The sequence below is a fragment of the Rhizobium sp. 768_B6_N1_8 genome (genome assembly GCF_051811225.1).
Lineage (GTDB): Bacteria > Pseudomonadota > Alphaproteobacteria > Rhizobiales > Rhizobiaceae > Rhizobium.
On sequence record NZ_JBPWPV010000001.1, the window covers coordinates 3721694 to 3747227 of the forward strand.

The window sequence follows — 25534 nt, forward strand, 5'->3', positions numbered from 1 at the left end:
CGGACCCAGTCAGCAGGCTGGTGAAGCGGCCGCATCTTCCTTTGCCCGAGGGCAGAGCCTTAGAGGCTCAAGAAGAAGACCGTAGCGATATTGAGAGCGATCATTTTCATAGCGATGGGAGGCTACTGGCTTCCAAGGGGAGGGTCAACACTTCACCCGAATCTTCGCAGCGCCTTCTCCTGATCGGATGGAATAGAAATATCTCGCACTGCCTCGTGCACCGACTGCAGCACCAGTTCCGCCAGCCGGCTCGTTGCAGCATCCGGCTCCGCTTCCGCTCGATGCAAGACCAGCCCCAGCTTCGGCAGTTCCGGCAGGCCGGCTTCGCCTGACGTCAGCATCCGCACCTTGGCAGGCAGCCCTATAGGCGTGCGCACCGTAATACCCAGTCCTGCAGCGGTTGCCGCCCAGAGGCCGCCGAGGCTTGGACTGACGAAAGACAGCCGCCAGGAGATACCCGCCTCGTCCAGCACTTTCGTCGCGGCATTCCTGAGCAGGCAGGGCGCCTCGAGCGAGGCAAGCGGCATCGGTTCGCCGCCTCCAGCCGCCCATGCCGGCAAGCCATTCGCCGGGCCAATCCAGCGCATCGGCACATCGGCAATATACTCGCAATGGGCGGTCAAAGTGCCGGTGCTCCAGGCGAGCGCAAGATCGAGCTTCCCCGTCGTCACCCGTTCCAGAAGCTCGGCATTGCGCACCACACGCGCTTCGATCCGCACCTTCGGATGCGCCCGAGCAAAGCGTCCGAGCACCTCGGGTAGCAAATTCTCACCGAAGTCCTCCTGCAGGCCGAGCCGCACCCAGCCTTCCAGCTCGACACTCTGCACCGCAGCGACTGCCTCGTCGTTCAGATCGAGCAATCGCCGGGCGTAGGCAAGCATCGTCTCTCCGGCTTCCGTCAGCGCCAGTCCGCGCCCGGATTTGCGGAAAATCGGCGTGCCAGCCTGCTCCTCCAGCTTCTTAAGCTGTGCGCTGACCGCCGAGGTCGAGCGCCCCAGGCGATCCGCCGCCCTGGCGAAATTGCCGAGATCCATGCCGGTCGCGAATGTCCTGAGCACATCCAGGTCGAATGTAATCCGTCGCATTTCACGATCCCGATTTTCAGGATAATTCATCCATAAAATTCTGATTTTCCGCACCATGGTGTCGTGGCATGCTTCTCCTGTCAAGACAAAGAACAAGGAGGCATCCAATGCCATTCGCTCGCATTTCCCTTCTGAAGGGCAAATCGCCGGACTATCTGCGTGCGCTCTCGGACAATATCCACAAGGCCATGGTCGAGACCTTCAATGTGCCGCCGGCCGACCGCTTCCAGATCATCCACCAGCATGAGCCGGGCGAACTGATCTTCGATCGCAATTACCTTGCCGGTCCGCGCTCGGATGATTTCGTGCTGATTTCGATCACGACCGGCAAGCCGCGCACAACGGAAATGCGCAAGGCTCTCTTCCGCCGAACCGTCGAATTGCTCCAACAATCGCCCGGCTTGCGTCCCGAAGACGTGATGATCGTCATCTCGACCAGCGAACCGGACGAATGGTCCTTCGGCGACGGCTTGGCGCAGATGGCCGAACCCGGATGGGAAGCGCGCGCCAGGGGAGTTCCGGCATGAACACCGCCAATCCGAGGACGATGACGATCCGCCGTCCCGGCAGTGCGGTCCGTTCTCCCGAAGGCATTTCGAATGCACCCTTCTGGGTCGAAATCCTGCTCGACAGTGAGATCGATGGCGAGAACACCGCCATGCGCGCAACCCTCGATCCCGGCACGGTCACACACTGGCATACGCATCCGCGCGGCCAGCTTCTTTATGTCCTCTCCGGTGTCGGTGTCGTGCAGCGGGAGGGTGAACCCGTCGAGGAAGTCAGAACCGGCGATGCAATATGGTTCGCCCCGGACGAGCTTCACTGGCACGGGGCAACAACTGACAGCCCTTTCGGATATCTTAGCATCCAGGGTTTTGAGAAGGGACGCTTCGTCGACTGGTCTGAGGAGACACAGCCATGATGGCCATGCAATATTCCTTCACCTTGCCGGCAGATTACGACATGCAGATCATCGATCGCCGCATCCGCGACAAGGGGCCGGCGATGGACGGCTTCCCCCACCTCGGTTTCAAGGCTTTTCTGAGCGTTCGCCGCGGTGAATTCGGCAGCCGGGAAAATCTGTACTCGCCCTTTTATCTCTGGGATCAGCCGGAGGGCGCCAGCAACTTCATCTGCGGTCCCGGCTTTGCCGCGCTGACGGACGCCTTCGGCCGGCCGCGCATTCGCCATTGGATCGTCTGGCATGCGCATGTCTCACCGGACCTCGCCAAAGCCCGCTTTGCTTACAGCGAACACCTCCCTATCCAACCGCATGTCTCTCTGCCCGACTTGCGGCAGCAAGAGGTTGATCTGGCAAAGCAGGAAGCCGGTGGCAAACATCTGCTCGCCCGCATTACCGCCTTTGACCCGCATGACTGGACGATGGTCCGTTTTGGCCTCGGCGCGGAATCCCCGCCCGCGTCAGGCACCAACCAGATCTATCACGTCGGTCACCTCTCCCGCGGCTAAGGCACCAAAGGCAGAATCGAAAAGCAAAAAGCGCCCCTCTTTCGAGGAGCGCTTTGTTTTTTCAGGCCTGAAAGCGATCAGATGCCACTCTGGCCGTCGGAGCCGATATAGGCGATACGCAGCATGTTGGTTGCGCCCGGTGTGCCGAGCGGCACGCCAGCGGAGATGATGATGCGATCGCCCGGCTTGCCGAAACCTTCTGCAGCAACGATGCGGCAGGCGCGGTTGACCATGTCGTCGAGGTCGGTCGCGTCATGCGTGACGACGCAATGCATGCCCCAGACGACGGACAGACGGCGCGCGGTCTTGATGATCGGCGACAGAGCGATGATCGGCACCTGCGGACGCTCACGCGAGGCGCGCAGGCCAGTTGTGCCGGAAGACGTGTAACAGACGATAGCCGACAGCTTCAGCGTCTCGGCGATCTGGCGGGCGGCAAGCGAGATGGCGTCGGCGCCGGTTGCTTCCGGCTGGGCGCGCTGCGCGTAGATGATGCCCGGATAGTGCGGATCCTTCTCCACGGTGCTCGCAATCGAGGCCATCATCGAGACGGCTTCGACCGGATAAGCGCCGGAAGCCGATTCGGCCGACAGCATGATTGCATCCGCGCCTTCGAAGACGGCGATCGAAACGTCCGAAACTTCGGCACGTGTCGGAACCGGCGAGGAGATCATCGATTCCAGCATCTGCGTGGCGACGATGACAGGCTTGCCCGAACGGCGGCAGGAGCGGATGAGCTGCTTCTGGATACCCGGAACGGCTTCGAGCGGCATTTCAACGCCGAGATCGCCGCGGGCGACCATCAGTGCGTCGGAAAGCTCGATGATTTCTTCGATGCGTTCCAGCGCCTGCGGCTTCTCGATCTTCGACATAATGCCGACGCGGCCACGGGCGATCTTGCGCACTTCAGCAAGGTCGTCGGGACGCTGGACGAAGGAAAGCGCCACCCAGTCGACATCGTCGGTCGCGAGAACGGCGTCGAGGTCGACACGGTCCTTGTCGGTCAGCGCGCCAACGCCAAGCAGCGTATCGGGCAGGCTGACGCCCTTGCGGTCGGAAATGCTGGTACCGGCGATGACGGTCGTGACGATGCTCTTGCCGTCGCACTTTTCTGCGCGGAGAGCCAGTTTTCCGTCGTCGATCAGCAGGCGATGGCCCCGCTGCACGGCTTCGAGAATTTCAGGATGCGGCAGGAACACGCGGGTGTTGTCGCCGGGGGTATCGTTGTTGTCGAGCGTAAATGTCTGGCCGGGCTTCAGCTCGACCTTAACATCGGCAAACTTCCCGACGCGAAGCTTCGGACCTTGCAGGTCGGCCAGAATACCGATCGGCCGACCCGAGCGGGCTTCGACGGCGCGAATGCGCTGCACGAGCGTGCGCATCACGTCATGGCTCGCATGGCTCATATTGATGCGGAAGATATCAGCACCCGCCTGGTGCAGCTTCTCGATCATCGACTCCTCGGAGGAGGCGGGGCCGAGGGTGGCGAGGATTTTAACTTTGCGGTTACGCTTCATCAATTCTGGCTTTCTTGCGTCCCTGGGGTGTCGGAGAGTTGAACCATCCAGCTTCCCTGGCGGCCCGTATCATATTCCTTGAATCCCATTTTCTGATAACCCCGGGCGTAGCAGTCCTGCACACCCGTGATCTTGAATTCGTTTTCCGCCACGCACATCTGCACGTCACCCGTCCATCGGCCTCCCCGGGCGGCGTCTTCTGCGTAGAGGTAATAATAACGCGACTGTAACTCTCCCTCGATCAGCGTGGCGCAGGTCGTTGCCGGCACCTGCCACCAACCCTCCGTGACCCAGCCACCCTTCGCCCTATATCCGATCGCAACGCCAACCAGATTTTGCGTACCGTTGCATACACGGAAATCCGCGCGCGCGGCATCGGCAATGAAGAACGGCGAGACGGCTGCAAGAGCGAACAATGCGAGACGGACCAGCGGCCCGGACCGCGTGAGGAAACTTGGCGCGGCTTGGATCAACACGGCTCCCAAATAGCTCCACGGTTATTCGTTATCCGTGTCTTCTTGCGCCGCCATCAGGCGAAAGTCAACGCAATGCTAATCGATTATATTTCCTTTCATAACCGCCGATCGGGCGCATCTTGTCGCGTTGGTCCGCCCATCACGCTTGAACCGGCCGAACGCGCATGCAATCACTGGGCGAAGACGCGAAATGACAATTGGCAATTTCCTGATGGATCACTTCCAATCCTTTGAAATCCTATCTGGCCAACATGACAAAGGCATGGTGATCCTTGGCGATCATGCCATGAACCGTCTGCCCGAACGATATGGCCGGCTCGGCCTACCGGAAAGTGCCTTCTCCAGGCACATCGCTTATGACATCGGCATTCAGGGCCTTGCCCGCAAGCTGTGTGCACAGCTGGGCGTGCCGGGCGTGCTCGGCGGTTTTTCACGTCTGCTGATCGATCCTAATAGAGGCGAGGACGACCCGACACTGATCATGAAAATCTCCGACGGCACCATCATCGCCGGCAACCATCCGATTACTGAAGAGGAGTGGAACTACCGGGTCGAAACCTTCCACAGACCCTATCACAATGCCGTGTCGGAGACGATCGGTAGGGTGGCGAACGCGACCGGCAAAGCGCCGCTGGTACTGTCCCTCCACTCCTTCACGCCTGCCTGGAAGAGCGTTCCCCGCCCCTGGCATGCAGCAGTGCTCTGGGATAGTGACCACCGCGCCGCCGCCCCATTGCTTGAAAAACTGCGGGCTGATCCCGATCTCGTCGTCGGTGACAACGAACCCTATGACGGTGCCCTGAAGGGCGACACCATGTATCGTCATTGCATGATGACGGGCATCCCGCACGCGCTTCTAGAAGTGCGTCAGGACCTCATCGGCAACGAGGCCGGCATCGAGGAATGGGCGGCGCGCCTGGCGCCCATTTTTGCGGAGATGAACGACGATCCGGCCCTTCATGCATACAGCGTGCACGCTTCCCGCACCGGCCCCTATTGAGTGAAAAGGACTTGGCCCATGACCACGCTCAGCAAGGAACAACAGACGGAATTCGAGGCAGCCGCCTTCCGCCGGCTCATCACGCATCTTCGCGAACGAACCGACGTGCAGAACATCGATCTGATGAATCTCGCCGGCTTCTGCCGCAACTGCCTCTCCAACTGGTACCGCGAAGCCGCGGAGGCCGAAGGCGTCACTATGACGAAGGACGAATCGCGCGAGATCGTTTACGGCATGCCCTACGAAGACTGGAAGAACCTTCACCAGACGGAAGCATCGCCTGTGCAAAAGGCGACTTTTGAGGTGAACAACCCGCACAAATAGTCCACCCGCTCTCAAATCGTCTTGACGCTGGCGGCACTTCGCGGCAGTCACTGGCAACCCGAATGCATATCCCGAAATCAGGAGAACACGATGTCTGATGCACATGGCGTCGCTCGCGATCAGCTTCGCGCTTTTGTCGAGCGCATTGAACGCCTGGAAGAAGAAAAGAAGACCATCGCCGACGACATCAAGGACGTCTATGGCGAAGCCAAGGGCATGGGCTTCGACACCAAGATCCTCAAGAAGGTCGTTGCGCTCCGCAAGAAGGACGAGCAGGAACGCATGGAAGAAGATGCGATCCTCGATACCTACCTGCACGCTCTCGGCATGATCGAATCCCCGCCGGAAGGCTGAGGATCATCCAACCGCATTTTCAGAGAGCCGCCGTTTCGGCGGCTTTTCTTTTGATCTCATCAAAGTACCAGCGCCGTTTTCGCCGTGCCTCCGGCCCAAAAACGAAAGCCGCCGGAGACGATCCAGCGGCTTTTGCTTATTCGAAATATGGCCGGATCAGCGCGTGTTGAACTTACGCACTTCCATGAAATTGACGGCCGTGCCGCTGAAGCGACCAGGGTCGATCGAAGCAGTCTTCTGGAAGCCTTCGGCATAAACCGAGGTCGGCTGGGCGCGCAGCTCCTGGCTGACAAAGCGCGGTGCCTGCACCTTCTTGGACGCCATTTCCAGGCGGGCATTGGTAAGAGCCCACTGCGAGATCATCTTCTGGGTCAGCTTCGGCTCCGTACGCACTGTCTGGCGGCTTTCGTCAGCGGCTACAGCTTCCTGCTTCGTCGGACGACCACCCTTGGTGGGAAGGCCCTGCGCGACCGGGCTGTCGACGGTGACAGGCTTCGGCGCCGCGGGAGGAGCAGCAAAGCTTGCAGACTTCGTCATCGGAGCAAGTGCCGCAAGCTGCAGCGGCGGCTTGTCTAGTGCCGGCGGATTCTTCGGCGCGGCGGCGTTGATTGCCTGCTCGACAGTCTGCGGCTCAGAAGGTGCGTTCATAGCGACCTCAGTGCCACCGCTCTGATCCTGCTGCTTTGCAAGTGCTGCCGCCATGGCGGGCGAAAGCGTGTCCTGATCAGCTTCGTCTTCACCCGCTTCAGCATCGGCATTCTGTGCAGCAAGCAGGTTTTCGGCAACGGCCGGACGTTCGGCTGGGGTCGGAACGCTCGTCGACATCAGGCTCGGATCGACGGAGGCAAGTTCTGCATCACCCGGCGCACGACGCTGCCCAAGGAGTGACGGAACCGGAATGCTGTAACCGCTGAGATCGGCGAAATGCTCCGGTTCCTGCGGCTGGTTTGCGGGCATGGCGGCAAGCGCCTGCTGAGCCGCATTACCTGCAGATGGCGGCACCAGAGCATTGGCAACCTCGTTGCCGGCAAGCTGGTTGCTGAAGGCCGGGCGAACCTGCGGCACTGGTGCATTCACGCTCGCAACTTCGGTCTGCGGCTGCGGTTCATCAGCTGCTGGGACAGCCTCAGCCTTCGGCGGCGTTGCCTTGGCGACAGCAACCGGTGTGCTATCCTCCGAATTATCCTCTTCCTCGTCGGCGCCGCCACCAAAGAGGTAGGCAAACAGCGTCTTCTGCTTGCGAGGTTCGTCATCGGAAACGGAAGCGCCGGCGCTAGCCATCATGATCTGGCTGCCGTTCGCCATGCGGCGCTTGTAATCGGCCATTGCCTGCTGGTAGCCTGGCAGCGGCTTGCCATCGGCGGGAATATGAATGGTATTGCCGTCAGGGAAGAGCCTGACCAGTTCGTCGCGGCTCATGCGCGGCCAGGCGCGAACGCCGCCGACATCCATATGCACGAAAGGCGAACCGGACTTTGGATAGAAGCCGACGCCGCCGACCTGCATCTTCATGCCGATACCGCGCAGCGTGGCGAGCTTTACGTCTGGAATGAAGAAGTCCATCGCCTTGCCAAGCATATGCTGGCTCTTTTCGGCGACACCGGATTTACGCGAACGACCGCGCAGCATCTCGTTGGTAGCAGGCGAGCGGAAACCGCAGACGACGTTGATGTAATCCCTGGAGCCGGACTGGCGGTAAACTTCCCAGATGAGGTCGAAGAGGCGCGGGTCCATCTTCGTCGGCTGATTCTTGCGCCAGTCGCGCAGGAAACGGTTGAGCTGCTCGAGACCTTTGGGGTCGAATTTGCCGTTTCGCTTGTAGGTGATGACGGCCTTTTCGCCGGTATGAATGAAATAGAGCTTCAGGCTGCGGGTATCCCCGGCAGCCTGAGACGGTGTGCTTACGAATACCGGTGAGGAAACCGCGAGTGCAAGAAGGGCGGCCGCTGCCGTCCTAATTGCCTTTCCGCCAATCTTGGCGCACAAACGCCAACTCAAGCGCGAAAGCTTGGTATTCCCATTCAGATTCTGCAACTCGATCCCCGTCAGACAGTCAATGTCCAATGCTGTCTCAAATGGCTGTCAAATGCGGTCACACGATGGCAAAAATGCCACACATGATCAACCTTTTCTTTATAGAGTGAACGAGCTGCTAACAAGTGGTTTATGGACGGTAACCAAATGTGGTTGCCTTATTCTTAATAAAAATGCGCTTATGCCGCATCTTTCTGAGGATTATCGGGGTCGATACCGTAGTCCTTGAGCTTTCTGTAAAGTGTGGATCGCCCGATACCTAGCTTTCTTGCCACTTGACTCATTTGTCCTCGGTAGAATTTCAAGGCAAAACGAATCAGTTCTTCCTCGACATCGGCAAGACGCCGAACATCACCAGACTGATTGACGCTCGATATCGCGTTATCGGAAGCCTCGGTCCCGCGGCGCATCGTCTCGGCGACTGATTCCGCCTGATAATCCTCGGGGAATTCCGCGTCAGGATCGAGGTGCGAATTGTCGGCAACGAGCGCCAGATGGTCCACGACCTCGTAGTTCGGAAGCTGGGCGGCGATCTGCGGGAAGTCCGCTTCGGTCAGCTCCGGACCCTCGGCAAGCACGACGGCGCGGAAGATCGCGTTTTCGAGCTGGCGGATATTGCCAGGCCAGTCATAGGCGGTCAGCAACGCCAGCGTGCCGGCATTGACCGTCATGCGGCGGCCGTTCTTCTGCTCGCTGGAGAAGCGGTCGGCGAAGACGCGCACCAGATGCGGAATGTCCTCCTTGCGCTTGCGCAGCGCCGGAATGGTGATCGGGAAGACGTTCAGGCGATAGTAGAGATCTTCGCGGAAGTGGCCGTTCTTGACCTCTTCGATCAGATCCTTATTCGTCGCTGAGATGAGGCGAACATTGACCTTGTGCGCAGTGCGCGCACCGACGGTCTCGATCTCGCCTTGCTGAACGGCGCGCAGTAGCTTCACCTGCACCTCGAGCGGCAGATCGCCGATCTCGTCGAGGAAGATGGTGCCACCATCGGCTTCCATGAACTTGCCGATATGCTTTTCGGTCGCGCCGGTAAACGCACCCTTTTCGTGACCGAAGAGGATGCTTTCGACGAGATTGTGCGGAATGGCACCGCAATTGACCGTCACGAACGGTTTGGTGGCGCGATCGCCCCCCGACTGGATGGCGCGCGCCACCAACTCCTTGCCGACACCCGATTCGCCTTCGAGCACGACCGGGATGTTGGACTGCGAGGCGCGCTGCGCCAGATCGATGACACGGATCATCGCCGGGCTTGCCGAAACGATGTCGTCGAAGCCGACGGAGCCCGAGCGTGAACGGCGACCGGTACGGGCCTTCACCTCACGCTGGTCGAGCTTCATCGCATTGGAGATCGACGTATTGATACGCTCCGGAGAAACCGGCTTGACGACAAAATCGAAAGCCCCGGCGCGCATGGCCTGCACCACCGTTTCGATGCCGCCCTGCCCCGTCTGGACGATGACCGGAATCTGGGTGCCGAAATCATGCAATGCTTCGAGGAATTCGAGGCCGGTCATTTCCGGCATCATCAAATCGAGCACGATGACGTTGAAAAGGCCGGGATCGCGCTTCACCATCTCCAGCCCGATGCGGCCGTTTTCGGCCTGATGCACCACATGGCCGCTACGCTCGATCGCGTTCTTGAGCAGACGGCGCTGGACGGGATCGTCCTCGACCACAAGGATCTGCCCTGCCCCTTTGAGCTCATTGTAACCGGTCATTGTCGCCTCACTTCATGCGAAACCATAGAGCGCACTCTGACAGAAAGGCTTGAACATCCTGTTTTGAGAAACAATTGCATTTTAACTGTTATGACAGGCCGTTTTCGTGCCGTTACGGGCCCTTTCACACGCCGAAAACCCCTTGATGCTAGACCTTTCGGCGCCCAGAGCGCCGCGCGTCCATTCGGACGCGCAAAGGACGTCTCTCTTTTTGAAACTGCGCAATCAGGCTTTCCGAAAATCGATTCCGATTTTCGGGCCGATGCTGTAGACAGTCAGACCTGTTATAAAAGAGGAAGAGGAACCGCCCCATGAGACATATGCTTGCGCACGCCGATCTTCACCTTTCGGCAACGGCTCCCGCTGCAGCATCGGACCCGGCTCTGGGCGAGCTTCCCTCCTGGCGGCTGCAGGATCTCTACCCCTCGGCCACCTCCACCGCCTTCGTCGCCGACATGGAAAAAGCCGGCAAGGCCGCTTCCGCTTTTGAAGAGAAATGGAAGGGCAAACTTGCCGAAGCAGCCGCCAAGAAGGGCGAGGAAGGCATCGGCCAGGCACTGAAGGAATATGAGGCGCTCGACGATATTATGGGCCGCCTCGGCTCTTTCGCTGGCCTTACCTATTTCTCGGATACGTCCAACCCGGCAAACGGCAAGCTCTATGGCGACGTCCAGGCCAAGCTTACCGACTATTCCGGCCGCTTGCTGTTCTTCGCTCTCGAACTCAACCGCATCGACGATGCAGTGATCGATGCCTGCATGGCGAACGATCCGCTTGCCGGCCATTACCGCCCCTGGCTGGTCGACCTGCGCATGGACAAGCCCTACCAGCTCGAAGACCAGCTCGAGCAGCTCTTCCTCGAAAAATCGATGACATCAGCTGCCGCCTTCAACCGTCTCTTCGATGAGACGATGGCGGAGCTGCGCTTCGAGATCGACGGCGAGAAGCTGCCGCTCGAAGTGGCATTGAACATGCTGCAGGAAAAGGATCCAGAAGTGCGCCGCAAAGCGGCAATGGCGCTCGCCGAAACCTTCAAGACCAATATCCGCATCTTCACGCTCATCACCAATACGCTCGCCAAGGACAAGGATATCTCCGATCGCTGGCGCAGCTTCGAAGACATTGCCGACAGCCGCCATCTGGCGAACCGCGTCGAGCGCGAAGTGGTCGATGCGCTTGCTGCGGCGGTGAAGGAAGCCTATCCGCGCCTTTCGCATCGCTATTACAAGATGAAGGCCAAATGGCTCGGCATGGAGCAGATGAACTTCTGGGATCGCAATGCGCCGCTTCCGGAAACCTCAAGCGCCATCATCTCCTGGACCGAAGCCAGGGACACAGTGCTGTCCGCCTATGGCAATTTCGCGCCGGAAATGGCTGCGATCGCCAAGCGCTTCTTTGACGAACAGTGGATCGACGCCCCCGTGCGCCCCGGCAAGGCGCCCGGCGCTTTTGCGCATCCGACCGTTCCGTCGGCCCATCCCTATGTGCTCGTCAACTATATGGGCAAGCCGCGCGATGTGATGACGCTCGCCCATGAACTCGGTCACGGCGTGCATCAGGTACTTGCCGGCGCGCAAGGCGCGCTCATGTGCCAGACCCCGCTGACGCTTGCCGAAACCGCTTCCGTCTTCGGCGAGATGCTGACCTTCCGGGCATTGCTGAACCGGACGACTGACAACCGCGAACGCAAGGCCATGCTTGCCCAGAAGGTCGAAGACATGATCAATACGGTCGTGCGCCAGATCGCCTTCTACGAGTTCGAGCGCAAGGTTCATACCGCCCGCAAAGCCGGCGAACTGACCGCCGACGACATCGGCGAACTCTGGCTTTCCGTCCAGTCGGAAAGCCTTGGCCCGGCGATCAAGATTTCCGAGGGTTATGAGACCTACTGGGCCTATATCCCCCACTTCATCCATTCGCCCTTCTATGTTTACGCCTATGCTTTCGGCGACTGCCTGGTGAACTCGCTCTATGCCGTCTATCAGAAGGCCGAGAAGGGCTTTCAGGACAAGTATTTCGAGATGCTGAAGGCCGGCGGCACCAAGCATCATTCCGAACTGCTGAAGCCCTTTGGCCTGGATGCAACCGATCCTTCCTTCTGGAGCAAGGGCCTGTCGATGATCGAAGGCCTGATCGACGAACTCGAGGCACTGGACAAGGCATAAGACCGCCCGAACCCGCAGCTTCGCTGGAAAGGCAATGGCAGCGTCCGAACCCTTCATCCTGTTCCGGGACGACACGACCGGCGAAGTCATGCTCTTCGCCGGCCCGGTAAACATGATCACCGCTCGCACGAAGGCGGAATTCCTGCCGGCGCTCAAGCGGATGGAAGAGGCGCGACAGGCCGGCAAATGGCTTGCCGGTTACATCGCTTATGAGGCCGGCCATCTCTTCGAAGAAAAGCTTGCTCCCTTCGCGGAAGAGAACCGCGAGACACCGCTGCTGCTGTTCGGTGTCTTCGATGCGCCGCAGCCAGACGATCATCCTCTCGCAATGCCACGGCATCGCCACGAAAACGAGGAATTCCTGACCGCACCGAAGGCAGCCTGGAACTTCTCTATATATAAAGAGCGTTTCGAACGCCTCCACGGGCATCTGCGCCTCGGCGATATCTATCAGGCCAATTTGACGATGCCGATCGAAGCCCGCTGGAGCGGCGATCCGCTGGCCGCCTTCTGGTCGCTGATCGACCGCCAGCCCGTGAAATACGGCGCGTTTGCCGATCTCGGCGGTCCCATCATTCTTTCCCGCTCACCGGAACTGTTTTTCCGCACCGACGAAGATGGCTGGATCGAGACGCACCCGATGAAAGGTACGGCCAAACGCGGTGCGACACCGGCCGAAGATGCCGAAATCGTCGAAGCCATGAAGGCCGACATCAAGACGCAAGCGGAAAACCGCATGATCGTCGATCTGCTGCGCAACGATATCTCGCGCATCACCGAGGTCGGCACGCTCGATGTTCCAAAACTCTTCGAAATCGAGACCTATCCCACCGTCCACCAGATGGTCAGCCACGTTCAGGCGAAGCTCCTGCCCTATCTTTCCATCCGCGACATCTTCGCCGCCCTTTTTCCCTGCGGCTCGATCACCGGCGCGCCGAAGATCCGCGCCATGGAAATCCTCCACGACCTCGAGGGTGGTCTGCGCGATGCCTATTGCGGCGCAATCGGCATGATCGCGCCCAACGGCGCGATGCGCTTCTCCGTTGCCATCCGCACCATGACACTCTTCGACGGTGGCAAAGCAGTCTTCAATGTCGGCGGCGGCATCGTCTTCGATTCTACGGCTGAAGCCGAATATGAGGAATGCCTGCTCAAGGCCCGCTTCGCCATCGGCGACCAATGGATTGCCCGATGACGGATTTTTCGCTGATCGAAACCCTGCGCTGGCAACCGGACGAAGGGTTCGTTCGCCTGCGCCTTCATCTCGCCCGCCTCTCCCGCTCCGCCCGCCGCATCGGTTTTCCCGAACCGATGGATGTGGTCGCGAAGCTCGAAGATGCGGTAAAGGATGGTAAGGAGCCGCGTCGTGTCAGGCTGACTTTCGACAGCCAGGGCCGGATCGATGTTACCACCGCGCCCTTCACGCCGCTGCAGCAAGACACGATCTGGAAACTCCGTATCGCCAGCACGCGTCTCGATTCCACCGACAAGCTACTGCGTATCAAGACCACATGCCGGGCTGTGTACGAAGCGGCGCGCGCCGAGTTTACGCCGCAGCAAGCGGATGAAGTCATCCTGCTCAACGAACGACAGGACGTCTGCGAGGGAACCATCACGTCTGTCTTCCTTGATGACGGCTCCGGCATTCTGAGGACACCGCCGATCTCCTGCGGCCTGCTCGCCGGGGTGCTCCGCACCGAGCTCATCTGCCAGCGAAAGGCCCGCGTCGGTCGCATCACGCTCGATGATCTGGACAAGGGTATGCTTTACGTTGGAAATTCGCTACGCGGCCTGATCCGCGCCACGCTGCAAAAGGACTGACCATGCTGATCCTCTCCCTGACCTATGTGAAGCCCAATGAAGAGGCCGACAAGCACATGGAGCCTCACATGGCCTGGGTGAAGGAGGGATATGCGAAGGGCTGGTTCCTCGCTTCCGGCCGGAAGGTACCGCGCACCGGCGGAGTCGTTCTCGCCGTCGGCGACCGCGCCCAGATTGAAGCCTATGTCGCAGCCGACCCTTTCACCATCCATGGTGTTGCCGAATATGACATCACAGAAGTCGCGCTGACGACGGTGACGGAAGGGTTGGAGGCTCTGAAGCGCTGAGTTACAAACCGCACCCGGCAAATCGTCAGGCTCAAAAAGGAGCGGCGATGAAACGTCCGACCTACACGCCCTATGACGGCTCGGCCCGGCCCTTCACGATCGGCCTGATGCCGTTCGATCCCGCCCGCTGGATCGAACCCGACGAAGATCTCAACCGCTACCTCAAGGAAAAGGCGCGGCTGGCAGGCGAGTGCCTCGACGACATCTTCGTCGCAGAGGATGGAACGGAAGCAGCCCAGCAGGAGGCGCTGAATATTCTCCTCGCTCACCTTGCCGATCGGCATCCGGCGATGCTCCGGCAGGATACATCCGATCTGCCGCCGCTCTTCAAGGCCGGTTCACTCATCCAGGATGATCTCGTTCTGATGCGCCGCAAGGCCGATGGCTGGCATCTCGTTGCCGCCCATGTCGCCTTTCCCTCCTCGTGGTCACTGCATGAGAAATTCGGTCGGCCGATGCACGAGATCCATGGGGATGTGCCGGGCTTCGGCGAAGGCACGCGCAATGCCGCACTGATTACCCGCGTCTTCGACGGCCTGCAGAGTGCCCAGCCGATCGAGCGGCTGAACTGGTCGGTCAACGCCACTGATGATCTCTTCCTTCCCGTCTCGAAACATCGCCGGCCGCCTTACGTCGAGGCCTTCACGCTCGAAGAGCGTTTCGTCCGCGTCGAGCGCCAGACCCTTCGCAAGCTGCCTGTCTCGGGCGACATTCTCTTCACCATCCGCATCTATATCGATCCGGTCGCCGTCATTGCCCGGCATCCGCAGGCGCGGAAACTCGCAGCCAGCTTTGCCGACCAACTGGAAGCACTCGACGTCCAGCAGACCGTCTACAAAGGGCTGACCCTGCAGCGGACGGAACTCGTGCGGAAACTGCGAGCACTTTGCAGCGCCGATATTTGACCTTTGCAGGGGAACGCTCTTTATTGTGACGCCATTTTGTGATTAGAGCCGGTCACTTCGCGAGCTTCGCGGCATTTTCACATGAATTCTTTAGGCTGAAAGCCTTCGTTCCCTTCCAATAGGAGAAAAGAATGACGGAACAGAACTATCCGGTATATGGCGAAATTACCGGTCCGATCGTCATGATCGGCTTTGGCTCCATCGGCCGCGGCACGCTGCCCCTGATCGAGCGCCACTTCAAATTCGACAAGAGCCGGATGGTTGTCATCGACCCGCGCACGGACGATGCCCACATTCTGGAAAAGCACGGCGTCAAGCACATCCAGGCGCATGTGACGAAGGACAACTACAAGGAGCTGCTGAAGCCGCTCCTGACTGAAGGTGAAGGCCAGGGCTTCTGCGTCAATCTCTCGGTCGACACCTCGTCGCTCGACATCATCAAACTCTGCCGCAAGCTTGACGTGCTCTATATCGATACCGTCGTCGAGCCCTGGCTCGGCTTTTATTTCGATAAGGACATGAAGAACGAGGAACGCACCAACTACGCGCTGCGCGAAACCGTTCGCAAGGAAAAGGCGAAGAACCCCGGCGGCACCACGGCCGTTTCCACCTGCGGCGCAAATCCGGGCATGGTCTCCTGGTTCGTCAAGCAGGGCCTGCTGAACCTTGCCCGTGATATGGGCCTCAAGTTCGATGAGCCGGGCCAGGACGACCGCGAAGAATGGGCAAAGCTCATGAAGAAGGTCGGCGTCAAGGGCATCCACATCGCCGAACGCGACACGCAGCGCACCATCCACCCGAAGCCGCTCAACGTCTTCTGGAACACCTGGTCGGTCGAAGGCTTCATCTCCGAAGGCCTGCAGCCGGCAGAACTCGGCTGGGGCACCCACGAAAACTGGATGCCGAAGAACGCCAAGAAGCATAAGAAGGGCTCCAAGGCCGCCATCTTCCTGGAACAGCCCGGCGCCAACACCCGCGTGCGCACCTGGTGCCCGACGCCCGGCCCGCAGTATGGCTTTCTCGTCACCCACAATGAGTCGATCTCGATCGCCGACTTCTTCACGGTGAAGGACAAGGACGGCGACGTCTCCTATCGTCCGACCTGCCACTACGCCTACCATCCTGCCAATGATGCCGTTCTCTCGCTGCATGAGATGTTCGGTAACGGCGGCAAGGCACAGCCGGTTCTCCACGTCCTCGACGAGAACGAACTGGTCGATGGCGTCGACGAGCTCGGCGTACTGCTCTACGGCCACGATAAGAACGCCTACTGGTACGGTTCGCGTCTGTCGCTGGAAGAAACCCGCCGCATCGCCCCCTACCAGAACGCGACTGGTCTGCAGGTAACCTCTGCCGTTCTCGCCGGCATGGTCTGGGCTCTTGAAAACCCGAAGGCCGGCATCGTCGAAGCCGACGAGATGGATTACAAGCGCTGCCTCGAAGTGCAGCTGCCCTATCTCGGCCCGGTCGAAGGCCACTACACCGACTGGACCCCGCTCGACGGCCGTCCGGGCCTGTTCCCGGAAGACATCGACACCAAGGATCCGTGGCAGTTCAAGAACATCCTCGTTCGCTGAACCCTGCCCTAACGCTTTCGAAGATGCCCGCTGTTAGGCGGGCATTTTTGTAACGCCTGCTGTCTAAATGCCGGCCGACCCCCGTCGAAGGCTTGCCTTCGCGGAAGGCCCGCGCCATGTTTTTGGCGGACTGTCGCGGAAAGCTTCCGCTTAGATTCGCCGGGAGAAGCCTTATGAAAGTCAGAACTGGTCTCGTTCTTGCGGTTGCATCGGCAGCTCTTGCCGCCTGTGTTTCCTCCGGCCCGCGCCCCCTCCCCGTTGCATCAGCACCCACTCCTGCCGGTGTCGAAGGAACCTGGGCTGATCCGAACGGCATCGTCTCCACCTTCCAGTCCGGCACTTTCACGACGCGCACGACCGACAGCAACCAGCTTCTGGCCTCCGGCACCTATACCAAAACCTCGCCGACGCTGGTGGAAATCAACATGACCTCGCTGGTTCGCAACACTCAGTCGAAGGTCAATTGCGCCCTCGTTACGACGAGCCAGCTGAACTGCACCTCGGATGCCGGCGCACAGTTTGTCCTGACCCGCCGCAGCTGAAAAAAGCAGATGGGGTGAAGGCTAAGCACCATGCGGGCTTTCGCTGGTTACCTCGTCCTGTTGCTCGCAACGCCGCTTGCCGCACTTGCGGTCATTTTGCCGGCTAATGTCTATCGTGCCCAAGGTATCGCCGCCCTCGATTGCGACGGGCCGCTGCAGGTGCTGATCTTCGCCGTGCCGGCAGTCCTGATCTACGGCGCAGCCGCAGTCCTTGCCTATCGGGCCGGCCGGCGCTTTCACCGCATCGTTTCCCTTCTTTGCTTGATCATCGCGCTCGCCACATTTTCGAATATTGCGGAGGCCATGCACGAACTCTACCGAAACGCTGCCGCCGGAGAATGCGTGGGATAACCAGTCGGCTTTTTTGCCCGGTTCCCCCTTGGAAAGCGGCTCTCCTGGCCCAGCTTTCCCTTGCGGCGGTGCATCGTCTGATGGAACATCCGCATGCCGGGAAACCGCCCGGGCTGACTATGGAAGGGGTTGGCGAGGATCAGGGGGATCTTCGCCCTTTTAATCAGGAGAACAGGGATGACGAAGTCTTTCAGCTTCGGTCTTTTGACCGCGTCCATGCTGGCGCTGAGCACAGGCGCCGCTTTCGCGGATTACGAACTCAATATTCTTCATATCAACGATTTCCATTCACGCATTGAATCGATCAACAAGTTCGACTCCACCTGCTCGGCCGAGGAAGAAGGCAAGAATGAATGCTTCGGCGGCGCCGCCCGCCTGAAGACCGCTATCGACCAGCGCCGTCAGGCTCTGACGGGCAAGAACGTGCTGCTGCTCAACGCCGGCGACAATTTCCAGGGCTCGCTGTTCTACACGACCTACAAGGGCGCGGCCGAAGCCGAAATGCTGAACCTCATGAAGTTCGACGCCATGACGGTCGGCAATCATGAATTCGACGACAGCGAGGATGGGCTCGCAACCTTCCTCGACAAGGTGCAATTCCCCGTCGTCACCGCCAACGTCAAGGCAAGTGCTGCCTCCAAGCTTGGCGACCGCGTCAAACCTTCTCTCGTGCTTGACGTCAGCGGCCAGAAGATCGGTATCGTCGGCGCCGTCACCAATGACACGCCGGAGCTTTCCTCGCCCGGCCCGAACGTGACGATTGCCGATGACGTCCAGAGCATCACGGCAGAGGTTCAGAAACTGAAGGGCGAAGGCGTCAACAAGATCATTGCACTCACCCATGTCGGCTACCCGCGCGACCTCGCGATGATCGGCAAGATCCCTGATATCGATGTGGTCGTCGGCGGCCATTCACACAGCCTGCTGTCGAACACCGATCCGAAGGCCGAAGGTCCCTATCCGACGATGGTCGACAATCCCGGCGGGTACAAGGTACCGGTGGTGCAGGCAGCCTCCTACAGCAAATATCTCGGCGATCTCGTCGTTAATTTCGATGATAATGGCGTCGTCAAGGAAGCCAAGGGTGATCCCATCCTGATCGATTCTTCCTTCACGCCTGATCCGGCTGTCACGGCACGCATTGTCGAACTGGCAAAGCCGATTGAAGACCTGCGCAAGAAGGTGATCGGCTCCTCTGAAGGCCCCATCGAGGGCGACCGCAAGGTCTGCCGCGTCAAGGAATGCTCGATGGGCAATCTGGTGGCCGATGCTATCCTCGATCGCAGCAAGAACCAGGGTGTGACCATTGCCATCCAGAACGGCGGCGGTTTGCGCGCCTCGATCGATGGCGGCGACGTCACCCAGGGCGAAGTCATCACCGTGTTGCCCTTCCAGAACACGCTTGCAACCTTCCAGCTGACCGGCACCGATATCATCAAGGCGCTCGAAAACGGCGTCAGCCAGATCGACCAGGGTGCCGGCCGTTTCCCGCAGGTCGCCGGTCTGAAATTCACCTTCGACCAGTCGAAGCCGGTCGGCAGCCGCGTCAGCGATGTGCAGGTCAAGGATGGCGATAATTTCGTGCCGATCGACAATGCCAAGACCTATAGCGTCGCCACCAACAACTTCATGCGCGCCGGCGGCGATGGCTATGTCGCCTTCAAAGACGGCCAGAATGCCTATGACTACGGTCCGGACCTGGCCGACGTGACAGCCGAATATATTGCCGCGCACTCGCCCTATAAGCCTTATACAGACGGCCGCATCACTGAAATTGCGCAGGCGGCACCTGCTCCCTCCGCAGAGCAGGCCCCTGCACCCGCGGCCCCGGCTCCATCTACCGAACCGACCCCAGCTCCTGCAGCACCGGCCCCTTCGGCTGAACCGACCCCGGCGCCTGCCCCGGCAGCCTCCGCACCGGCCACGCCCTCGACCCACGTCATCGTTGCCGGCGATACCTTCTGGGATCTCGCCAAGACCTTTTACGGCGATGGCGCCGAATGGCGCAAATTGTCGGAAGCCAATGGCAGCCCGAACCCGCGCCATCTGCGGGTCGGCGAGGAAATCCAGGTTCCCGCCAAGTAAGACGATTTGTCCCGATCATCAGAGCCGGTCCGGGGTTCCCCGGGCCGGCTTTTCTTCTTATAGGGTGAACCGTGATCGGCCGGCTGCGTATGAGCCGGCGAGACACGAAAGCGCGTTGGGGCCAGAATGACAGATACTACACTCCGCCCGGCGGACCATCCCGCCGTCAAATTCGGCAAGGTCGGCGTCCTGCTGGTCAATCTCGGTACGCCGGATGGTACTGATTACACCTCCATGCGCCGCTATCTGCGCGAATTCCTGACCGACAAGCGCGTCATCGAATGGTCGCCCTGGAAATGGTATCCGATCCTGTTCGGAATCGTCCTCAACACGCGCCCGCAGAAGGTGGGCAAGGCCTATGAGACGATCTGGAACAAGGATCTGAATGAAAGCTGGCTGCGCACCTATACCCGCAACCAGTCTGATTTCATGGCCGAACGCCTGAAGGACCTGCCTGATGTCAAGGTGGACTGGGCAATGCGATATGGCACGCCATCGATCCCTTCGCGTATCGAAGCGCTGAAGGATGCGGGTTGTGACCGCATCCTGCTCTTCCCGCTCTATCCGCAATATGCGGCAGCTACCACCGCGACCGTCAACGACAAGGCCTTCCAGAAGCTTCTGACCATGCGCTGGCAGCCGGCGTTGCGCACGGTGCCTGACTATCACGACGACGAGACCTATATCGAAGCGCTCGCCAAATCCGTCGAACGGCACCTTACCACCCTCGACTGGAAGCCCGAGATGCTGCTCGCCTCCTTCCACGGCATTCCCCTCTCCTATTTCCAGCAGGGCGATCCCTATTACTGCCAGTGCCAGAAGACCGGCCGCCTGCTGCGCGAGCGCCTCGGGCTGACAAAGGAAAATTTCATGGTCACCTTCCAGTCCCGCTTCGGACCAGAGGAATGGCTGCAGCCCTATACCGACAAGACTGTCGAGAAGCTGGCGCAGGACGGCGTCAAGCGCATCGCCGTCATGAATCCCGGCTTCGTTTCCGACTGTCTGGAGACGCTGGAAGAGATTGCCGAACAGGCCGCCCATTCTTTCAAGCACAATGGCGGCGAACAGTTCACGCATATTCCCTGCCTGAATGACGGAGAGGACGGCATGCAGGTGCTGGAAAAAGTCGTGCGCCGTGAGCTGTTGGGCTGGGCATAATTGACGCGGCGCCAGATTTTCTGGCGCCCTGCAATAGATAAAAATATCCCGCGCACCAGATCTAGAGAATGGCCGATAGGCGAGCGCAATCGCGTCAGAGGCGCGACTGCGGCCTGCAGATTGGTGGCCTGCTGCTTTATTGATCTGGACGTACTTTATGATTCCGGGTTTCAGAAAATTGATTGTCCTCGCCTGCTTGCTCGTCATCGCAGGTGGCGGTTATCTTGCGTGGGAGCACTATCAGCGGGTCTATGCCAACGCCCCTCCCAAAGGCATCGTCGGTCAGGTCGCATGTCAGCTTCGCCTCCGCGATGTCAAAACCAGCAATCTGAAGCCGGACGATCAGCCGTTTCTCACCAATTGCCTGATGGGCGGCTACATCACAAAGAGCGACCTCGATGATGCCGGCCTATCACCCTGATTTGACAGGCGAGGCCGTCATTCCTTCCTTGCAAAGAACGTGATAACTCACCACGTCAGATAGGTGGGTTTAGGGAGGAATACATGCTGCTGAGCGGCTTCGATATCGTCGTGATCGTATTGGTGGTTTTTGTCATCCTGGTGCTTTTTGCGGGCATCAAGACGGTTCCGCAGGGCTACCGTTATACGATCGAGCGTTTCGGCCGCTATACGCGCACGCTGGAACCCGGCCTGAACCTGATCACCCCTTTCATCGAACGCGTCGGCGCCAGGATGAACGTGATGGAGCAGGTGCTGAACGTGCCCACCCAAGAGGTGATTACCAAGGACAATGCCTCGGTCTCAGCCGATGCCGTATCCTTTTACCAGGTGCTGAATGCCGCTCAGGCCGCCTATCAGGTTTCCAATTTGGAAAATGCTATCCTGAACCTCACCATGACCAATATTCGCTCCGTCATGGGCTCTATGGATCTTGATGAGCTGCTCTCCAATCGCGATGCGATCAACGACCGGCTGCTGCGCGTCGTGGACGAAGCCGTACAGCCTTGGGGCATCAAGGTCACCCGCGTCGAGATCAAGGATATCCAGCCGCCGCGCGACCTCGTCGACGCTATGGCCCGCCAGATGAAGGCCGAGCGCGAGAAACGTGCCCAGGTGTTGGAAGCTGAAGGTTCGCGCAACGCGCAGATCCTGAGAGCAGAAGGCGCCAAGCAGTCCGCCATCCTTCAGGCTGAAGGCCAGCGCGAAGCCGCCTTCCGCAATGCCGAAGCGCGCGAACGCCTGGCAGAAGCCGAAGCCAAGGCGACGAAGATGGTCTCGGAAGCGATCGCCGCCGGCGACGTCCAGGCAATCAACTATTTCGTTGCCCAGAAATACACCGAGGCGCTCGCTTCGATCGGCTCGGCGCCCAATTCCAAGATTGTCATGATGCCGATGGAAGCGTCTTCCATTCTCGGCTCACTTGGCGGCATTGGCGCGATTGCCCGGGAGGTCTTTGGGGAAGGCAACAATCCGCCGCCGCCTCCCCGGGCAGTTCCGGCGCGCTCCACGCCGTCGGTCGGCCCGGCTCCGGCCAATCCCTTTAATCCCAATCCGGAGCGGTAAGCCATGCTGGCGAAGATCGTCGGCGAACTTGGGCCGTGGAGCTGGTGGGTGGCAGGCCTCGTGCTGCTTGCAGCCGAGATGGTCGTGCCAGGCTTCTTCCTGGTCTGGATCGGGCTTGCCGCACTTGCCGTCGGTGTTTTGTCGCTGCTCTTCTGGGATGCCGCTTTCTGGATCTGGGAGCTTCAGGCAATCCTCTTCGCCATCCTCGCGGTCGCAGCCACGCTCATCGGCCGGCGGCTGACACTGCGCAATGCCACGACGGATGAGCCGTTCCTCAATCAGCGCGGCGCGAGCCTCGTTGGCCGTACCGCGACGCTGCGCGAGCCGATCCGCGAAGGCCGCGGCCGCATTCGTCTCGATGACACGACGTGGCAGGTCATGGGGCCGGATCTTCCGGCCGGAACGCAGGTCAAAGTGGTTTCGAGCAACGGCCGCGACCTGACGGTCGAGCCAACCTGATCAGGCCACACCGATCCGCAGGAGATCATGGAAGTGAACGAGCCCGATTGGGCGCTGCTCGTCATCGATGACCATAAGCGCACCGATCTTGTATTGTTCGAGCAGTGCCAGGGCCGCAGTCGCCAGTATCGTCGGCCTGACCGTCTTCGGCGCGCGCGTCATGATGTCATCGACTGTCAACTCCGCGAGATTGCGGCTGAGGTTGCGGGACATGTCACCATCTGTAACGATGCCGCAAAGCCGGCCCTCCGCATCCAGCACGCCGACGCAGCCGAAATGCTTGTGCGACAGAACCTTGATCGCCGCCGGCACCGACGTGCCTTGCGCGACCAGCGGCAGGCGGTCACCGGTATGCATGACGTCGGCAACATGCATCAGGCTAGCGCCCAGCTTGCCGCCAGGATGGAAAACATGGAAATCCGTCGCCGTGAAGCCACGCGCGTCCAGAAGCGCAATCGCCAGTGCATCACCGAGCGCAAGCTGCATCATCGTCGATGTGGTCGGCGCCAGCCCATTCGGACAGGCCTCTTCCTCATTGGGGATCAGCAGCACGATATCTGCGGCCGTCGCCAGTGAGGACTGTGGGCTGCAGGTCATGGCGATCAGCGGAATGGAAAAACGCCGCGTGTAGGAAATGATGCTCTTCAGTTCGGCGCTTTCACCACCCTTGGAGATCGCCAGCACCAGATCATCGCCGGCAATCATGCCAAGATCGCCGTGATTGGCTTCCGCTGCATGCACGAAAAAGGCGGGAGTTCCCGTTGAAGCGAAGGTAGCGGCGATCTTCGTGCCGATATGGCCGCTCTTGCCGACGCCGGTCACGATCACGCGGCCGGTATTCTCGCCAATCATCTCGATTGCACGAGTAAAGGGTCCGGCCAGCCCATCATCGAAGGCACGTTCGAGTGCTTCGAGCGCACGTCTTTCGATGCTGACGGTGCGCTTGCCCGACTCCAGCACGCTGTTTTCGACGAGTTTTACCGCTCTCCTGATCATGGCAATGCGTTAGACCTTTTCACTTTGGCTGTCCACCCGACAATGTTTCCCATGTATGAACACGCAGCCCGCACGGCAACGAATGGTTAACCACAAGGCTTTACGCTTGGGTAAGACTTCGAAGCATTTCAGGCGCGGATTGAATGGGCCAGGGAAAACAGACGAGCAGTGTGACGCCGCTCCGCGCCATGAGCCGTGCCGTCTCCATCACGGCTATCGGCCTGCTGTTCGTGCCCGCCGCTTTCGCACAGCAGACGACGTCTCAACAAGCACCGGCAAGCACGGCAAATTCCCGCACGACAGCCACACAGGGCGCAACCACGTACAATGCGGCGCCGGATTTCGGCGATACGGGCGATGCCGCGACCACTCCTGCCAACAATGTCCGGGATCAGGATTCGGACGCAGCGGCTGGCCGCACTCCGACAACACAGCCCGACGATGAGATTACCGGCGCGATCCTCGACGAGGATATGCGCAGGCTGAACACCCGCGAACCGCGCCTGGACGAAACGCCGGCGCGCAAGGTACCGGAAAGTATCTCGACCGAGCAGACGCCCGGCATCCCTCTCGGCAGCTTTGTCCTGCGCCCGAGCGTCACCCAAACGATCAATACCGAGACCACGAAGGACGGTGGAACGAAAAAGAGCCGCGGCTTCCTCGAGACCGATATGGGCGCGACGCTGACCTCCGACTGGAGCCGGCATCAGCTGACCGTCACCTCCGAGGGCGCCTGGCAAAAGAACATCAGCGGCGAGGGTGAAGAACAGCCATCCTTCAAGATCAATGGCGATCTGCGCCTGGACCTGACGCGCGATACCGTCGGCCACATCACTGGTGGCTATAATTTCTACCGCGAAGACACTGATGATCCGGATGCGATCACCAACGCCGATCAGCAATCCGATGTGCAGGAATTTACCGGCGGCGCCTCCATTGAGCACGACTTCGGCATCCTGCGGGGAACCGCCGCCGTTGCGCTTTCGCGCTCGATCTATTCCGATGCCGAACTCTCCAACGGCACGACAGTCTCCATGAGTGACCGCAACCAGACCACGGGCACGGTGCGCGGCCGCATCGGCTATGAACTCTCGCCGGCACTCATTCCCTTCATCGAGGCGTCGATCGGCAAGACCAACTATGATGAACGCACCGATTCCTCCGGTTATCGGCGTTCGGGGGACAGCTACGGCGCCAAGGGCGGCGTTCAGGTCGATATGGGCGAAAAACTCAAGGGCGAGGTCGCGGTCGGTTATGCGACGGCGGATTTCGATGATGACAGGCTGAAATCGATCGATACGGCGACACTCGACGCTAGCCTGCTCTGGTCGCCGATCCGCGGAACGAATGTCAATCTGGACCTCCAGACCAGCATCCAGCCTTCCACCGCAGCGGGTGAAAGCGGCTATGTCTCGCATCAATTAACGTCTACCGTCGATCATCAGCTGCGCGACAATCTGGTGGCGACGGTCATCGGCGGCGTGACGCTGCGCGATTATCCGAGCGGCAGCACGATAAACGACGAGACGGTTTACACCGCCTCGACAGGTCTTGTCTGGAACATCAACCGCTACCTCGACTTCACCAGCACGCTTGGCTACGAGCTGACGACACGCAAGGAAGGCGACGACTCGCAGCAATGGCGAGCCGGCGTCGGTCTCAAGGTGAAGCGCTGAAGGG

At 60.0% G+C, this 25534-nt stretch carries 26 protein-coding genes; 20 read left to right on the top strand and 6 right to left on the bottom strand.

The genetic code is table 11. The features are described from left to right. Positions 1 to 152: 152 nt before the first annotated feature. Complete coding sequence (locus AB8B33_RS19155) at positions 153 to 1085, bottom strand: LysR substrate-binding domain-containing protein (protein ID WP_439016532.1); 933 nt, start codon at positions 1083 to 1085, stop codon at positions 153 to 155. 107 nt (positions 1086 to 1192) lie between these two features. Between AB8B33_RS19155 and AB8B33_RS19160 the strand changes: the two genes are divergently transcribed. The 3 genes from AB8B33_RS19160 to AB8B33_RS19170 are packed head-to-tail and all read left to right on the top strand — an operon-like array spanning position 1193 to position 2555. Next, positions 1193 to 1612, top strand: coding sequence for a tautomerase family protein (locus AB8B33_RS19160; protein ID WP_113320911.1), 420 nt, complete (start codon positions 1193 to 1195; stop codon positions 1610 to 1612). Beyond that, positions 1609 to 2007: a cupin domain-containing protein gene (locus tag AB8B33_RS19165; RefSeq protein ID WP_439016533.1), complete on the top strand. Its 399-nt coding sequence runs from the start codon at positions 1609 to 1611 to the stop codon at positions 2005 to 2007. Before AB8B33_RS19160 ends, AB8B33_RS19165 begins: the two co-directional genes overlap by 4 nt. Continuing rightward, entirely contained in the window at positions 2004 to 2555 is a 552-nt protein-coding gene (locus AB8B33_RS19170) for a DUF4865 family protein (RefSeq protein ID WP_439016534.1), read from the top strand. Before AB8B33_RS19165 ends, AB8B33_RS19170 begins: the two co-directional genes overlap by 4 nt. Positions 2556 to 2632: 77 nt before the next feature. Here AB8B33_RS19170 and pyk read toward each other — a convergent pair whose 3' ends face one another. Next, positions 2633 to 4072: a pyruvate kinase gene (gene pyk, locus AB8B33_RS19175; protein WP_439016535.1), complete on the bottom strand. Its 1440-nt coding sequence runs from the start codon at positions 4070 to 4072 to the stop codon at positions 2633 to 2635. After that, a complete protein-coding gene (locus AB8B33_RS19180; RefSeq protein WP_439016536.1) occupies positions 4072 to 4545 on the bottom strand; it encodes a DUF1036 domain-containing protein in 474 nt (157 codons plus the stop codon). The genes pyk and AB8B33_RS19180 overlap by 1 nt, the downstream gene beginning before the upstream one ends. 214 nt (positions 4546 to 4759) lie before the next feature. Here AB8B33_RS19180 and AB8B33_RS19185 point away from each other — a divergent pair, with 214 nt between their 5' ends. The 3 genes from AB8B33_RS19185 (at position 4760) to AB8B33_RS19195 (ending at position 6226) form a co-directional block, all read left to right on the top strand. Continuing rightward, the gene (locus AB8B33_RS19185) at positions 4760 to 5548 is read left to right on the top strand and encodes an N-formylglutamate amidohydrolase (RefSeq protein ID WP_439017277.1); all 789 of its coding nucleotides are present in this window, start codon (positions 4760 to 4762) and stop codon (positions 5546 to 5548) included. 18 nt (positions 5549 to 5566) lie between these two features. Further along, positions 5567 to 5872: a DUF1244 domain-containing protein gene (locus tag AB8B33_RS19190; protein WP_439016537.1), complete on the top strand. Its 306-nt coding sequence runs from the start codon at positions 5567 to 5569 to the stop codon at positions 5870 to 5872. Positions 5873 to 5962: 90 nt separating this feature from the next. Next, positions 5963 to 6226: a DUF2312 domain-containing protein gene (locus AB8B33_RS19195; RefSeq protein WP_007822869.1), complete on the top strand. Its 264-nt coding sequence runs from the start codon at positions 5963 to 5965 to the stop codon at positions 6224 to 6226. Between the two features lie 156 nt (positions 6227 to 6382). On the opposite strand, the gene AB8B33_RS19200 is transcribed toward AB8B33_RS19195, so the two are convergent. Together AB8B33_RS19200 and AB8B33_RS19205 are read right to left on the bottom strand one after the other, a co-directional pair. Continuing rightward, a complete protein-coding gene (locus AB8B33_RS19200; RefSeq protein ID WP_439016538.1) occupies positions 6383 to 8260 on the bottom strand; it encodes a DUF882 domain-containing protein in 1878 nt (625 codons plus the stop codon). 179 nt (positions 8261 to 8439) lie between these two features. Next, complete coding sequence (locus AB8B33_RS19205; protein ID WP_439016539.1) at positions 8440 to 9984, bottom strand: sigma-54-dependent transcriptional regulator; 1545 nt, start codon at positions 9982 to 9984, stop codon at positions 8440 to 8442. 311 nt (positions 9985 to 10295) lie between these two features. On the opposite strand from AB8B33_RS19205, the gene AB8B33_RS19210 reads away from it, so the two are divergent. The 13 genes from AB8B33_RS19210 to AB8B33_RS19270 all read left to right on the top strand — a co-directional run bounded on the left by AB8B33_RS19210 (position 10296) and on the right by AB8B33_RS19270 (position 22858). Beyond that, a complete protein-coding gene (locus AB8B33_RS19210) occupies positions 10296 to 12149 on the top strand; it encodes a M3 family oligoendopeptidase (RefSeq protein ID WP_113320916.1) in 1854 nt (617 codons plus the stop codon). A 34-nt stretch (positions 12150 to 12183) separates the two neighbouring features. Further along, positions 12184 to 13344, top strand: a complete 1161-nt coding sequence (locus tag AB8B33_RS19215; RefSeq protein ID WP_439016540.1) for an aminodeoxychorismate synthase component I — start codon at positions 12184 to 12186, stop codon at positions 13342 to 13344. Then, positions 13341 to 13970: an aminotransferase class IV family protein gene (locus AB8B33_RS19220; RefSeq protein WP_439016541.1), complete on the top strand. Its 630-nt coding sequence runs from the start codon at positions 13341 to 13343 to the stop codon at positions 13968 to 13970. The genes AB8B33_RS19215 and AB8B33_RS19220 overlap by 4 nt, the downstream gene beginning before the upstream one ends. 2 nt (positions 13971 to 13972) lie before the next feature. Next, positions 13973 to 14257, top strand: coding sequence for a YciI family protein (locus AB8B33_RS19225; protein ID WP_192729205.1), 285 nt, complete (start codon positions 13973 to 13975; stop codon positions 14255 to 14257). A gap of 47 nt (positions 14258 to 14304) precedes the next feature. Then, positions 14305 to 15162 carry a heme-dependent oxidative N-demethylase family protein gene (locus AB8B33_RS19230; protein ID WP_439016543.1) on the top strand — a complete coding sequence of 286 codons (858 nt, stop codon included), beginning with the start codon at positions 14305 to 14307 and terminating at the stop codon, positions 15160 to 15162. A gap of 131 nt (positions 15163 to 15293) precedes the next feature. Then, positions 15294 to 16739, top strand: a complete 1446-nt coding sequence (locus AB8B33_RS19235) for a homospermidine synthase (RefSeq protein WP_029868533.1) — start codon at positions 15294 to 15296, stop codon at positions 16737 to 16739. Positions 16740 to 16912: 173 nt separating this feature from the next. Next, a complete protein-coding gene (gene omp10, locus AB8B33_RS19240; protein ID WP_439016545.1) occupies positions 16913 to 17281 on the top strand; it encodes an outer membrane lipoprotein Omp10 in 369 nt (122 codons plus the stop codon). A gap of 30 nt (positions 17282 to 17311) precedes the next feature. Next, positions 17312 to 17632, top strand: a complete 321-nt coding sequence (locus AB8B33_RS19245) for a hypothetical protein (protein ID WP_439016546.1) — start codon at positions 17312 to 17314, stop codon at positions 17630 to 17632. Positions 17633 to 17809: 177 nt separating this feature from the next. Next, positions 17810 to 19717, top strand: a complete 1908-nt coding sequence (locus AB8B33_RS19250) for a 5'-nucleotidase C-terminal domain-containing protein (RefSeq protein WP_439016547.1) — start codon at positions 17810 to 17812, stop codon at positions 19715 to 19717. A gap of 126 nt (positions 19718 to 19843) precedes the next feature. Next, positions 19844 to 20875, top strand: coding sequence for a ferrochelatase (gene hemH / locus AB8B33_RS19255; protein WP_439016548.1), 1032 nt, complete (start codon positions 19844 to 19846; stop codon positions 20873 to 20875). A gap of 157 nt (positions 20876 to 21032) precedes the next feature. Continuing rightward, positions 21033 to 21296, top strand: coding sequence for a hypothetical protein (locus AB8B33_RS19260; RefSeq protein ID WP_439016549.1), 264 nt, complete (start codon positions 21033 to 21035; stop codon positions 21294 to 21296). Between the two features lie 83 nt (positions 21297 to 21379). After that, the gene (locus AB8B33_RS19265) at positions 21380 to 22399 is read left to right on the top strand and encodes an SPFH domain-containing protein (protein WP_113320926.1); all 1020 of its coding nucleotides are present in this window, start codon (positions 21380 to 21382) and stop codon (positions 22397 to 22399) included. A gap of 3 nt (positions 22400 to 22402) precedes the next feature. Then, positions 22403 to 22858: an NfeD family protein gene (locus tag AB8B33_RS19270; protein ID WP_113320927.1), complete on the top strand. Its 456-nt coding sequence runs from the start codon at positions 22403 to 22405 to the stop codon at positions 22856 to 22858. Here the strand turns inward: AB8B33_RS19270 and AB8B33_RS19275 are convergent, their stop codons facing one another. Next, a complete protein-coding gene (locus AB8B33_RS19275) occupies positions 22859 to 23854 on the bottom strand; it encodes a KpsF/GutQ family sugar-phosphate isomerase (RefSeq protein WP_439016551.1) in 996 nt (331 codons plus the stop codon). It abuts the gene before it with no gap. 143 nt (positions 23855 to 23997) lie between these two features. Between AB8B33_RS19275 and AB8B33_RS19280 the strand changes: the two genes are divergently transcribed. Continuing rightward, on the top strand, positions 23998 to 25530 hold the full coding sequence (locus tag AB8B33_RS19280; RefSeq protein WP_439016552.1) for an outer membrane beta-barrel protein: 1533 nt from the start codon (positions 23998 to 24000) through the stop codon (positions 25528 to 25530). Positions 25531 to 25534: the final 4 nt, after the last annotated feature.